We start from the raw sequence: 13,363 nt of genomic DNA on the forward strand, positions 1-13,363 counted from the left end.
CTGGTAAGGTTGGTGGCTAATTTATTGTTTTAGTTGTGAAGTAAATGTTTTCGATGAGTTAACACAGTGGGGATAAAGTAAATCATCCCCGCTGTGCAGTTATTCATCACGATCACGGATTAAACTAAACAGCGTTTAGTAAACCCTCCTGTTGCTCAGCAAGGCGTAGGAAAAGCTGTGCTTTGTTGTTGGCCGGATTGAGTGCCAGCGCCTGTTGCAAACTGCTGGCCGCTGCGCCGTTATCCCTTGCCCCCAACTCGGCTAAGCCTTTGACCAATAACAGATGTTCCTTGTGTTGAAGCTGACGATCGCCGTTGAGCACCAGCAGATCCGGCAAGGAGACGGCGAAGAAGTCAGCGCTTACGACATCGCCGCTAGCCTGTTCGGCCCAGTCGCGCATTTGGCTAAATAGCTGATTAGCCTCGGCTTGCTGATCCAACTGGCGCAATGCCATGCCCTGATAGAACAGATAATCCACCGGCTGGTCGTTGTAATAACGGCGCTCGCTGATGCCCTTATCGCCCTGCGCGGCGCGCTCGAACCACTGTTTTGCCTGCCCGTGCTGCCCCAGCTGTTTGGCAGTGACGCCGAGCCAGTAGTAAAGGTCGTTGTCGGTTTGCCCGACCAGCCGCCCTTCGGCAAGGTTCAGCGGATAGGTTTGAGCCGCCAGTAAAATCTCCTGCGCCTCTGCCGGTTTACCGCTGTTGAGCAACTCAAACGCCCGCAGTTGCGCATTCAACAAGAACTGCCCGGTGACGCGCCCTTCGCCCCCTTCCCACGGATGGAACTGGCGTTCTGACAGTAGCGTTGCAGCCTGCTGCAACTTGCCGGTTTGGTGATAAAGCCCCAGCAGCTCGGCCGTCAGGTCATCGCGCTGGGTCGCCACGTCGAGGTGCTTTTCGAGCAGCGCAAGGCGGGTTTGCGGCGTCGTCGAGGTGAGTTTCTTCAACAAATCCTGCTCGAACAGCAGACGGGCATCGTGCGGAGCCAGCGCGTAAGCTTTATCGAAATAGCGGGCCGCCGCGTCGGCATCATGGTCGATATTCCACGCGTGGATCCCCAATCCGCGCCATGCATCGGTGAAGTCTGGCTCAAGCTCAAGGCAGCGCTGCCAGTGGGCAACCGCAGGCTGTAGATTGCCCTTGCTGTAGTGGAAACAGGCCAGCAAGTGGTGAGCAAAGGCGTCATCGGTGAAGCTGTTAAGTATCTGCACTTCGGCAACGCTGTTCGGGAAGCGAACATTGTCGGGGAAAGCCTGACGGGCCTGACTCACCAGCGACTGGCGGTTGTGCGGATCAAGACTTGCCTGCACACAGAGCGGCAGAGTTTCGCGACTGTCGATGGACTCCAGCGCCTCAAGCGCCAGCTTTTTCAAGCCGAAAGAGAGCAGTTGGGTGGCGATATTCAGCGCACTTTCGCCGCGCTGCCCGGTCACCTTGCGCAGAGCGTGGTGTGATTCGCTGTTCGGCTGCTGCTGGTAGTTGAGGAAATGCAGCAGATAGTGCAGCGGGTAGCGTTGCAACTGCTGCTGGCGATAGCGCCCGGCAGAGGCCGCGTCGCCGCTCAGTTGCAGTAGCAGCGCTTTTAGGCCAATCAGGCCGTAATGGCTGGCGTGGCTTTCCAGACCCTGATCGCAGAATTGCAGCGCATCGGCAAATTTCCCACGGCGAGTGGCAATGCGAGCTAAACCAAAGTAGCCGCCGGACTTGGCGTCGCCGCTCCAGATGGCACGGAAAAAGTCCTCGTAGGCGGCATCCAGATCCTCGGTTTGCTCATAAGCACAGGCGCGGATCAGGCTGGCGAGGCCGCACTGCGGGTTCTTATTCCAGCGATGAGCGCGGCTCAGGGCATTGTCGGCAAAAGCAATGCTGCTGGCGAAGTTGGTACGGTTATATTCGCGCGTCGCCAGCGCCAAGTTGCAGCGGTAGTCCAATGGGTCAAGTTCCAGCCCGCGCTGATAGTAGTTTGGCGCGCCGTGGCTGGCATGGTTGTATTGCTCAAGATGCTGACCAATAAACCAAGCCTCTTCCGCAGTCTGAATTTGGTCAGCGGGCAGTGGCGCTTTAGCCGCTTCCGGCAGCGGCGTTTCCTTCGGCTGATGCTCAAGATAATGCAGAATTTCGCTGCCGTTTTCCGCCAACAGGCTGATTTTAAGCCGCCCGCTGAACTCCCCTTGTAGGCTGGCATGCAGCACTTCGCCCGGTTGCAAAGTCACGACTTTATCCACCAGAACCTGCTCATCATTACCTGTGGTGATCAGTACCCGCGCTTGGTTCAGCGGTGCTACGGCATAGATACCCCACTCCACCTTCTGCCCGTCGCGCTGCAATTTGAGCACGGCTTCGGTATTGGCGTTCTGCACCATGCCCAGCTCGCTGTAGGGCATGAAATTCTGCACAAAGCACTTCTCTTCGTAGGCATCAAGCCAAGTGAAGTCAGGCTGGTTGTCAGTGAAAACGCCGGTCATCAGCTCGATGTAAGGGCCGTTGCGGTCGGTAAGATTGCGATCCCAAGCCAGACCGAAGGCGCAGTTGCCCCAAGTCCACTGCTTTTTGCCCGGCGAGACATGGTGGTCCGCAACGTGCAGCAAGCCGCCGCGATCGTCATGGCTGTAAGCGCCAACGAAGTCATATTCTGATTTGTCCGCCATGTAGGAGGTCGGCACCGGGATATTTTTGTAGCGCGAGATGTCCACGCCGCGCGAGTAGTCGACTTTGTAATAGGTGCCGGTGGCAATCGGGAAGGAGGAAACATCGCGCTTGCCGTGGTCAAACACCGCCGTGACATCCGGCGGGAAAACGCTCTGGTGGTCATCCCCGCCCTTCACCGCCGGGTTGGCCCACCACAGGAAGTGGCGCGGCGTTGGGTTGGCGTTATAAATTTTGGCGCTGATTTCCAGTAGCGCTTTGTGCGGATAGAGCGTGAAGCCGGTCATCACCTGTAAGCCGCGCATCGGCTCCACTTCCCCCATCCAGACGGTTTGCGCGCCGTTTTCATGCTGCTGCAAGGTGAAATCCACTGGCATAAAGGTGGTTGGGCGGTGGTGCTGCGGCCAGTTGAATTCAATTCCGCCGGAGATCCATGGCCCCAGCAGGCCCACTAAGGCCGGTTTAATCACTTCATTGTGGTAGACAAAATCACGCTGCTTAATCTTGTCCCATGCGCGATGTACGCGCCCGCCAAGCTCGGGTAACAGCATGATTTTTATATAATCATTTTCCAGATAGAGCGCCTGATAGCACTGCATCTGCTTCTCACCCGTCAGTTGGTCAGTCACGCCGTACGGATAGACGTTGCCCGAAGAGCCTTGGTAGACGCGATGGGCCAAAAACATCGGGTGGGTATCTTGTTTTCCCGTGAGATAAGTCGGTAATTCGACCTGCTCCTGCCAGACTTTTACATTTCCGCTCATGCTTTCCTCTCACTAATGAATACTGAAAAATTCAATTTCGTGAGTCTACGCAGCGAAAGCGGCTAATTAATGCGCTACGGTCACGCAATTCAGTAAGCGGAGTTTAGTGAATGCAACTTAAGGGTCTGAACAATCTGCGGGTCAGGGAATTCAATAAAAAGGTGCTGATGACCCTGCTGTATCGTGAGAAAACGGCAAGTAAATCGACGCTGGCGCGATTGTCTAACCTGTCGATTCCGGCGGTCGGCAAAATTCTCAATGAATTGCAGCAGGAGGGGCGCGTGGTTCACAGCGAGGTGAATCTGCACTCCCGTGGACTGGGTGGTGGCAGCTATCAGGTGGCGGTCGAAGACAGCGATATTCTGTGTATGAATGTCTCGCCCTATCGCATTGAAAGTATTCTGGTTGATCGGCTTATCACCGCCAAAAGCGAATTCCGGCTGAGCGAAATCTCAGTGAAAACGCCCAATGAGCTACTTAATGAGATAGAACGTCTGTTTCACGACTATCGCAAACAATATCGAGGAAGAAATCTCAGCCTCGCGCTGTCCGTTCACGGGCAGGTGAATCCCACCACCGGCGTCTCGCAGAACATGCCACAGGCGCCGTGGGACAGCGCGATAGAGATTAAATATTTGCTGGAAGAGAAGCTAAATACAGAAATTCTGATGGATAACGACTGCATCATGCTGGCGCTGGCCGAGAAATGGCAACATACTGAAATTCAGCGTGATTTTTGCGTTATCAATGTAGATTACGGCATTGGCTCTTCATTCGTTATCAATCAGCAGATTTATCGCGGTAATCTGTTTGGCAGCGGCCAAATCGGCCACACCATTATCGACCCCGACGGCAGCCTCTGCTCTTGCGGGCGGTATGGCTGTCTGGAGACTATCGCCTCGCTCTCCGCCATGAAGAAAAAGGCCCGCATGCTGCTGAAAAATGGCGCGGCGGCGGCAGATAAATCCGCCCTGCGCACCCCGACCACTCAGGAAATTATCGAAGGCTACCATCAGGGAGATGAAAACCTGCGCGTGATGGTGTTTTCGGCGGCGCGCGCCTTGGGGCTGAGCCTGTATAACTTCTTGAATATTCTCAACATCAACCAGATTTACCTTTATGGCCGCAGCTGTGGTTTTGGCGAGGCGTGGCTGAGCACGGTGTTGGAACAGAGTGGCTTAAATCCCTTCGATAAGACTGACAGCGTGAAGACTCAGGCGACACATATCGGCCTCGGAACGCTGAGCCGCGAGCAGCAAATCATGGGAATTGGTTACTTGTATGTGGAACAAGCGCTAGAAAATCGCGTCTGAATAGGTGCAGGATGTTAACCGTAATGGCGCATAATTCGGCGATTTACGCGAAGCATGGTAAAATCATCGTTCGCTTGCTCGTAAGCGTTCAACCCAGCATCGTACTCAGAGAAACTTCTTATGACCCTGAACAATCCGGATCAACTTCTTTCACAGGCCGAAAAACTTTGCCAGAAGCGTAATGTGCGTTTAACGCCACAGCGTCTGGAAGTTTTGCGCCTGATGACGCAGCAACCCGGTGCCATTAGTGCTTACGATCTGCTGGATTTACTGAGGCTTAGCGAGCCGCAGGCCAAGCCACCGACGGTTTATCGCGCGCTGGATTTCCTGCTCGAACAAGGCTTTATTCACCGCGTGGAATCTGCCAACAGCTACGTGCTGTGCCATCATTTCGAAGAGCCGAGCCACACCTCTGCGCTGTTCATCTGCGATCGTTGCGGATTGGTCACCGAGAAGACTACCGACGGCATTGAAGAGAGATTGGCGAAACTGGCGATTGAATCTGGGTTTGAATTGCGGCATTCCGTGGTGGAAGCGCATGGTTTGTGCGGGGATTGTAAAGTGGTGGAGCTTTGCGACAGCCATGAACATTGCGAGCATGACCACAGTATTGTGACGAAAAAGCGTTAATGCGTTTCATCAGATAATTATTTAAATCAGATAAATAGAGCAAAGGCGGTACGTCCTTGTACCATGCATCCTGAAGGCTATCCGGGTAGGAGCAGCGTTTTTTCAGGATGCAATATCACTGTTACGCACGGGGAAGTTGCGATTTACCAGTGATACTTGTTATCCGTTTCCCACGCTTTCAGCTCTTTTTCAGCTTCTTCTTTCTTATAACCGTAGCGCTCTTGGATCTTGCCGACCAGCTGATCGCGCTTACCTTCTACAACGGTAAGATCATCGTCCGTCAGCTTGCCCCATTTCTCTTTCACTTTGCCTTTGAACTGCTTCCAGTTACCTTCGGTTTGGTCCTTATTCATAATCAATTCTCCTACTACCGTGGTTTAGGTTTCTGTGTTTTGTTCAACACACGAAGTGCTTATCACATAAATAAGAGTAGTAGAGAATTTGGCATTTAGGTCCAATGACAGGCATAAATCACAATATTAGGATTAATCCAAAGTGTTAAATAGCGATAAACTCTAGTGAATTTATCAGCTATTTATTTTTACTCCGCCTTGGTAAACCAGCGATCCCCTTGCCAATATCTGCGCCACACCCAGCCTAGCGACAAACCTCGCAGCGCGAGGAACACGGCCAAAGCCAACCACAAAGCATGGTTGCCGAGCCACGGCAGAGTGAACAGCGTCAGGGCATAGCCTGCTGCAGCGACGGCCATGCTATTGCGCATCTCGCGGCCTCGCGTTGCGCCGACAAACATGCCATCCAGCAGATAGCACCAGACGCCAATCAGCGGCAGAACCACCTGCCAACCGAGATATTGGTCAGCCAACTGGCGGATGTCAGGTAAAGAGGTCAGCATGCTGACAATCTGCTGCCCGGCCAGACCGTAGAACAGTGCAAACCCCACCGCCACGGCCCCTGCTTGGCGACACGCCGCGTGCCATACACGTAACAACTTCTCACGATTACGTTCGCCAAAGGCTTCTCCCGAGTGGGCTTCCACGGCATAGGCGAAGCCATCGAGGGCGAAAGCGGTGAAGGTCAGCAGGTTCATCAACACGGCGTTTACCGCCACAATATGCCCACCCAGCCGGGCACCGATCACCGTCAAAGAGGCAAAACAGACTTGTAGCAGCAGCGAACGCAGCATGATGTCACGATTGAGGCTCAGCAAGCGCCGCAGGTTGCCGCGCCACGCCTGTTTGAGCAGGGCCAAATCAATGCCTTTTTGCGCCATCATCCGCCATACCAGCCACAGCCCTAAGGCCAACGTGACGTACTCTGAGCAGGCAGTAGCAATGGCCGCGCCGCGCACGTTCAGGCCCAGCCCCATCACCAGCCAGATATCCAGCGCGATATTCAGCACGTTGCCGACTATTAGTAGCAGCACCGGGCCACGCACATACTGGATGCCCAGCAGCCAGCCGAGGATCACCAGATTCGCCAGAGAAGCCGGCGCGCTCAGCCAGCGTATTTCAATAAACATCCGCGCCTGATCCAGCACGGCCTGACTGCCGCCGACCACCTGAAAGGCCAGATTCATCAGCGGCGTGCGGAACAGCATGATGAAAATGCCCGCCAGCAGCGCCAACAGGAAAGGCTGCATAAAGGCGCGAGCCAGCAGCAGCTTATCTTTGGCACCAAATGCCTGAGCCGTCAGGCCGGTGGTGCTCATGCGCAAGAACAGCAACATCATGAACAGGAAGGTGGTGACCATCGCGCCGACGGCTACGCCGCCGAGATAATCCGCGCTGTCGAGATGACCTATCACGGCGGTATCCACCAAGCCTAAAAGCGGGACGGTGATATTGGAGAAAATCATCGGCAAAGCCAGTTTCCATAAGGCTTTGTCCTCGCGACTGAGGAAGGTACGGCTCAATGCTTGTCGAAAGGGGTGGTGAGGCATAGAAGTCCCATGCTGAGGATGCTGAACACGATTTCAATTCGGCGTAACGGGTGCTTCGATATCAACGCTGGGTTTACACCATCTGGCTTTATGTAAAGGATCGCGTTCTATTGAAACAACAACGCCCCAATCAAGGGGCGCAGTGACACGGCGAGGGATCACCGTAAGGCGACAGCGAGCTTAGTGGCAAATGCCTATAGCGAGAGCCCGGCAGTACATTCAGGAAGGGCGAATGCCGAGCCGTCACCAGCAGAAAGGATTAGATCCAGTCGCCGTTGCGGATAACGCCTACCGCCAAGCCTTCAATGCTGAAACTCTGCTCGCGCAGGTCAACTACGATGGGTTCGAAGTCGCTGTTCTCTGGCAGCAGTTGCACCACGCTACCCTGCTTTTTCAAGCGCTTAACCGTGACTTCATCATCAATGCGCGCAACCACAACCTGACCATTGCGCACATCCTGAGTTTTGTGGACTGCCAGCAGGTCGCCGTCGAGAATACCGATATCACGCATCGACATCCCGCTAACGCGCAGCAAGAAGTCAGCGCTTGGCTTGAACATGGCAGGATCGACCTGATAGTGGCCTTCGATATGTTGCTGAGCTAACAGAGGCTCACCGGCGGCGACGCGGCCAATCAGTGGTAAACCTTCTTCTTCTTCCATTAGCAAGCGAATGCCGCGCGACGCGCCAGAGACGATTTCAATCACGCCTTTGCGTTGCAGGGCTTTGAGGTGTTCTTCCGCAGCGTTTGGTGAGCGGAACCCCAGACGAGTGGCAATTTCTGCACGAGTCGGCGGCATACCCGTGGTGGATATATGCTCGCGAATGAGGTCGTAAACCTCTTGTTGTCTGGCTGTTAAAGCTTTCATGCCGCCCCCTGATTGTTTATACAGTATTGCTGTGAGTATATACAGGTAACTAGGGAATGAAAACCTAAGAGTGCATAAAAACCAATGCTAAGTTGAAATCTGGAATCTGTATTCCGCTTTAGAACCAGCGCGGCCAAAACACGCTGACCCAAGTGAAAATCGCCAGTATGATGGTCAAAAGTACCGCCGCCGATCCAAAATCTTTGGCTCGCCCGGACAGGACATGGAATTCAGGACCGATGCGGTCAATGGCGCTTTCAACAGCACTATTCAGTAATTCGATGATCACCACCAGAACCAAGACGCCCACTAACAAAATACGCTCGACGCTAGTCACATCGAGGAAAAATGACAGTATGATGAAGGGCAGAACGGCTATGACTTCCTGACGGAAGGCCGCCTCGTTTTTCCAGGCAGCCCTAAACCCTTTGAGGGAATAGCCCGCGGCTTTAACGATACGAATAAGGCCCGTTGATTCATTTTTCATGTGTTATGCGTCTTAACAGAGTTTTGGCGGACAGAGTATTGGCAGCATTTTATACTCAAAACCATTCAGGGTGACAAATATCGCCACTAGTGCAACAAACAGAACTCGATCCTAGTTTCTGGTATCCTTGCGGCGATTTGCTAACAAGAGGCTTCACATTTTTTATGTCAGGTTGGCGTAGACTTTATTATACCTTATTGAATTTACCACTAAAATTGCTGGTAAAGAGCAAGGTCATCCCTACAGATCCCGTTACCGAGTTGCGTTTAGATCCGACTCGCCCGATCTTGTATGTTTTACCTTACCATTCGAAAGCGGATTTACTGACGTTGCGCACCCAGTGCTTGGCGCAGAATCTGCCTGATCCCCTTATTCCTTTGGAAATCGACGGCGTACAGCTGCCGAGCCACGTGTTTATCGCTGAAGGCCCGCGTGTATTCACTTATTACACGCCGAAAATTGAGTCGATAAAGCTGTTCCACGACTACCTCGATTTGCACCGCAATAATCCTGATCTCGACATTCAAATGTTGCCAGTATCAGTGATGTTTGGCCGTGCGCCGGGGCGTGAAGGGCAGCAGACACCGCATCTTCGCGTGTTGAACGGCGTGCAGAAGTTCTTCGCCGTGCTGTGGCTGGGTCGCGATAGCTTTGTGCGTTTTTCCAACACCGTTTCTCTGCGCTACATGGCCACAGAACACGGCACTGACAAGACCATTGCTCAGAAGCTGGCTCGCGTGGCGCGTATGCACTTCTCACGCCAGCGTCTGGCCGCCGTTGGTCCGCGTCTGCCAGTGCGTCAGGAGCTGTTCAACAAGCTGTTGGCCTCGAAAGCCATCGAAAAAGCGGTTGAAGACGAAGCGCGTAGCAAGAAGATTTCTCACGAGAAAGCCCAACAGAACGCCATCGAACTGATGGAAGAGATTGCGGCGAACTTCTCTTATGAAGCCGTGCGTTTGTCCGACCGCGTACTGAGTTGGACGTGGAACCGCCTCTATAAAGGCATCAACGTACACAACGCCGAGCGCGTTCGTCAGCTGGCGCAAGATGGTCAGGAGATTGTTTATGTTCCCTGCCACCGCAGCCACATGGACTACCTGCTGCTCTCTTACGTGCTTTACCATCAAGGTCTGGTGCCGCCGCACATCGCTGCCGGTATCAACCTGAATTTCTGGCCCGCTGGCCCGATTTTCCGCCGTCTGGGTGCCTTCTTTATTCGCCGTACCTTCAAGGGTAACAAGCTCTACTCCACGGTCTTCCGCGAGTATCTGGGCGAGCTGTTTACCCGTGGCTATTCGGTTGAGTATTTCGTCGAAGGTGGCCGTTCGCGCACCGGGCGACTGCTTGAGCCGAAGACCGGCACGCTGGCGATGACCATACAGGCCATGCTGCGCGGTGGTTCTCGCCCTATCACGTTGGTGCCGATTTACATCGGTTACGAGCACGTGATGGAAGTGGGGACTTACGCCAAAGAGCTGCGCGGCGCGACCAAAGAGAAAGAAAGCTTTATGCAGATGATCAACGGGTTGCGCAAACTGCGTAACTTGGGTCAGGGCTACGTTAACTTCGGCGAGCCGCTGCATCTCACCACCTACCTGAACCAAAATGTCCCAACTTGGCGTGACGCTATCGACCCAATCGAAGCACAACGCCCAAGCTGGCTGACCCCAACGGTGCAGGATTTGGCGGACAAAATCATGGTACGTATCAACAATTCAGCGGCAGCCAATGCCATGAACTTGTGCTGTACCGCGCTGCTGGCGTCGCGTCAACGTTCACTCACCCGTGAGCAGTTAACCGAGCAGCTCGATTGCTACCTGCAATTGCTGCGCAACGTGCCTTACGCTGAAGATTCAACCGTGCCAGATTTAACCGCGGCGCAGTTGCTCGACCACGCTTTGAACATGAACAAGTTCGAAGTCGAGAAAGACAATATTGGTGACATCATTGTACTGCCGCGCGAGCAGGCCGTGCTGATGACTTACTACCGCAACAACATTCACCATATGCTGGTATTGCCATCGCTGATTGCCAGTATTGTCATGCATCACCGCTCGGTGAGCAGCCAAGAACTGCTGCGTCAGGTTGAGCTGATTTTCCCAATGATGAAAGCCGAACTGTTCATGCACTACAGCAAAGAACAGTTGCCAGCGCTGCTGGAAGTGCTGAGCGCCGAACTGGCTCGTCAGGGCTTGATTAAGCTCGACGGCGAGACGCTGTCGCTGAACCCGGCGCGTATTCGCCCGCTGCAACTGCTGGCAGCCGGTGTGCGTGAAACGCTGCAACGCTACGCCATCACCCTCTCTCTGTTAACCAACAACCCGAGCATCAGCCGTGGGGCGTTGGAGAAAGAGAGCCGGATCATGGCCCAGCGCCTGTCCGTTCTGCACGGTATCAATGCGCCAGAGTTCTTCGACAAAGCCGTCTTTACCACATTGGTTGGCACGTTGCGTGCCGAGGGCTTCATCAACGATATCGGCGATGCTATCCCGGAACACACGCGTGAGATTTACACCATTCTGAGTGATTTAATGACGCCGGAAATCAAGCTGACTATCGAAAGCGCGGGCATGCCGTCCGAGCTTCCGCAGCCTTCCGAGCCACCGGCGGAGCCGAAGGTCGACGTGCGAGAAACTGACCACTAAGTCTCGCCAAGTGCAGTAAATCACAAACAAAACGCCCGGTTCTCTTAACAAGAACCGGGCGTTTTTTATGGCACTTTCCGAAGCGCGAAGGCTTAGAAGCTAAACTGGGATAAGCTCATCAGAATGCCGAGGAACAGCACCAAGCCGACATAGTTGTTTTGGCGGAAAGCCAAGAAGCAGGCGTCGCGGTCGCGTTTCGCAGTCAGCTTGTGCTGATGGGCGAACAGCGCGGCGGCCAGCAGCAAAGACCAATAGAATGGCGCGCCCAACTGGGTTAAATGCCCAACTACCGCCAGCAGTGCCAGCATGACGAGTTGCAGAATGCCGTTGATCAGGTTGTCGAAACGACCAAAAAGTATCGCAGTGGACTTCACGCCAATCTTCAAGTCATCGTCTCTATCAACCATCGCGTACTGGGTGTCATAAGCCACGGTCCAGCAAATATTGGCGGCAAACAGCAGCCAGCAGCTCAGTGGAACGGCTTCACTCACTGCGGCATAGGCCATCGGGATAGACCAGCCAAACGCCGCGCCTAAAACCACCTGCGGCAAATTGCTCACACGCTTAACAAAGGGGTAGATCCACGCCAGCGCCAGCCCGGCGAGTGACAGCAGAATCGTCATGCGATTAAGCGTCAGCACCAGCAGGAAAGAAGCCAGCACCAGCCCGGCAAACAGTATTTTGGCCTGTTTGCCGCTGATAGCGCCACTCGGCAGCGGGCGGTGAGCCGTGCGCTTCACGTGGCCGTCGAACTTGCGGTCAGCATAGTCATTCACCACGCAACCCGCGGCGCGCATAAAGAACACGCCCAGCACGAAGACCAGCAGGATTTTCATCGACGGCATACCGCCGCCCGCCAGCCATAACGCCCACAGCGTCGGCCAGAGCAGCAGCAGCGAGCCAATAGGTTTATCAATGCGCATCAGGCGGCAGTAGTCGCGCCAAGTGCCCTGTGGCAGGCTTGCAGACACCTTGGTTCCCTCTTGTTGATTTAACTGAGCCATTAGCCCTGCACCTTGTTTTCAGGACGGTGAACAGGCGAATCCGGCAGGAAAATTTCGGTCAGCAACAGCGGCTTATCCGAGAGGCGTAGGCGAGAACGCCGAGCCCACAGGTCACCCTCTTCCAGCGGCAGTTGGCCGAGATGAATGTAATCACGGGTCATATTGTTGCCGCCAAAAAGATAGCGGCCCAGCGGCACGGTGCCTAAGTCCACCAGCGCCAAATCAGGGCCGGTCAGGGTTTCCTCAGGGATCACGGTGCGCCCCAGCAGCCACGCCTCATCATCACCAAACAGCACGATTTCACGGATCCAGTAACGCGCGCTCACCGGCAGCTGTTCGGCTTCGCTTTCACCCAGCTCTTCACGAGTGACAAAGCATTCGCGCTTGGGCTGTACCGTCACGGTAACGCCCTGCTTCTCAAAGCGACGGGTCATCGAGCCCATTTCCATCAGCCAGTCGGCAACGTCGGCGGGGACGCTTTTCGCGTCTTCTAACCAGTGAATTGGGGGTTGTGCAGGGGAATGGGACTCAGACATGAATAGACTCCGTAGCAGGGACGCATTAAGCGCCCCTATTAATCATCAGCCTCGCATTCTAACGCAGAATGTTCCGACAGTAATCGACTTGCGGGCGAATCCTTTACTCTCAACTACTCGCGACGCAGCCGTTCGCTGTTTGCCAAGAACAGCGTGACCACCAGAACCAAGATGGCGCAGGCATAGACCAGCGTATCGTAAGGACTTTTGTGGTCCACAATGATCAGGCGAATAATGGCCGTGATGCCGATATAAATAAAATAGCGCAGCGGGAAGTGATATCCCGAGGAGAAGTACTTCACAATCAAGGCGATAAACTCGAAGTACAGGAAGTAAATGACGATACCTTCGATCAGCAAATAGGAGGAAGATTCGTCATTGTTGACGAACAGCACCAGCGCTAAATGATAGGTTTCGCGGCCAAGGAACAGCGTCAAAATCGCTGCCAGCCCCAATAAAAAGACGTTCATAATTCGTTGCATAATGACGGATATCATCATCGCGCGTTTTGAGCCAGCCATGTGATCTATGTCCCACTTTTGTTAATTGTTCGAGCAGAATACCA

11 protein-coding genes are annotated in these 13,363 nt (G+C 54.1%); 3 read left to right on the plus strand and 8 right to left on the minus strand.

Annotation, left to right across the window (positions count from 1 at the left end; all coding sequences use genetic code 11):
* Positions 1-124: 124 nt before the first annotated feature.
* Positions 125-3,412, minus strand: a complete 3,288-nt coding sequence (locus tag GEAM_RS16385; RefSeq protein ID WP_034793465.1) for a DUF5107 domain-containing protein — start codon at positions 3,410-3,412, stop codon at positions 125-127.
* Positions 3,413-3,522: 110 nt separating this feature from the next.
* Between GEAM_RS16385 and GEAM_RS16390 the strand changes: the two genes are divergently transcribed.
* Together GEAM_RS16390 and zur are read left to right on the plus strand one after the other, a co-directional pair.
* Positions 3,523-4,725 carry an ROK family protein gene (locus tag GEAM_RS16390; protein WP_034793468.1) on the plus strand — a complete coding sequence of 401 codons (1,203 nt, stop codon included), beginning with the start codon at positions 3,523-3,525 and terminating at the stop codon, positions 4,723-4,725.
* 120 nt (positions 4,726-4,845) lie between these two features.
* Positions 4,846-5,355, plus strand: a complete 510-nt coding sequence (gene zur, locus GEAM_RS16395) for a zinc uptake transcriptional repressor Zur (RefSeq protein WP_034793471.1) — start codon at positions 4,846-4,848, stop codon at positions 5,353-5,355.
* 143 nt (positions 5,356-5,498) lie between these two features.
* Here zur and GEAM_RS16400 read toward each other — a convergent pair whose 3' ends face one another.
* From GEAM_RS16400 to GEAM_RS16415, 4 genes are all read right to left on the minus strand, one after another.
* Complete coding sequence (locus GEAM_RS16400) at positions 5,499-5,708, minus strand: CsbD family protein (protein WP_034793474.1); 210 nt, start codon at positions 5,706-5,708, stop codon at positions 5,499-5,501.
* Positions 5,709-5,896: 188 nt separating this feature from the next.
* Positions 5,897-7,258 (minus strand): MATE family efflux transporter DinF, encoded by a 1,362-nt coding sequence (gene dinF, locus GEAM_RS16405; RefSeq protein ID WP_034793476.1) that lies wholly within the window; start codon positions 7,256-7,258, stop codon positions 5,897-5,899.
* Positions 7,259-7,517: 259 nt separating this feature from the next.
* Positions 7,518-8,126 (minus strand): transcriptional repressor LexA, encoded by a 609-nt coding sequence (lexA, locus tag GEAM_RS16410; protein WP_034793478.1) that lies wholly within the window; start codon positions 8,124-8,126, stop codon positions 7,518-7,520.
* A 118-nt stretch (positions 8,127-8,244) separates the two neighbouring features.
* Entirely contained in the window at positions 8,245-8,613 is a 369-nt protein-coding gene (locus GEAM_RS16415; RefSeq protein WP_034793480.1) for a diacylglycerol kinase, read from the minus strand.
* A 164-nt stretch (positions 8,614-8,777) separates the two neighbouring features.
* On the opposite strand from GEAM_RS16415, the gene plsB reads away from it, so the two are divergent.
* Positions 8,778-11,258 carry a glycerol-3-phosphate 1-O-acyltransferase PlsB gene (gene plsB, locus GEAM_RS16420; RefSeq protein WP_034793482.1) on the plus strand — a complete coding sequence of 827 codons (2,481 nt, stop codon included), beginning with the start codon at positions 8,778-8,780 and terminating at the stop codon, positions 11,256-11,258.
* Positions 11,259-11,350: 92 nt separating this feature from the next.
* Here the strand turns inward: plsB and ubiA are convergent, their stop codons facing one another.
* The 3 genes from ubiA to psiE form a co-directional block, all read right to left on the minus strand.
* A complete protein-coding gene (gene ubiA, locus GEAM_RS16425) occupies positions 11,351-12,262 on the minus strand; it encodes a 4-hydroxybenzoate octaprenyltransferase (protein ID WP_034793484.1) in 912 nt (303 codons plus the stop codon).
* Positions 12,262-12,798 carry a chorismate lyase gene (gene ubiC, locus GEAM_RS16430; protein WP_034793486.1) on the minus strand — a complete coding sequence of 179 codons (537 nt, stop codon included), beginning with the start codon at positions 12,796-12,798 and terminating at the stop codon, positions 12,262-12,264. The genes ubiA and ubiC overlap by 1 nt, the downstream gene beginning before the upstream one ends.
* 113 nt (positions 12,799-12,911) lie before the next feature.
* Positions 12,912-13,319: a phosphate-starvation-inducible protein PsiE gene (gene psiE, locus GEAM_RS16435; RefSeq protein WP_034793488.1), complete on the minus strand. Its 408-nt coding sequence runs from the start codon at positions 13,317-13,319 to the stop codon at positions 12,912-12,914.
* Between the last annotated feature and the right edge of the window lie 44 nt (positions 13,320-13,363).

Source organism: Ewingella americana ATCC 33852 (assembly GCF_000735345.1).
In the GTDB taxonomy this organism is placed as follows: Bacteria; Pseudomonadota; Gammaproteobacteria; order Enterobacterales; family Enterobacteriaceae; genus Ewingella; species Ewingella americana.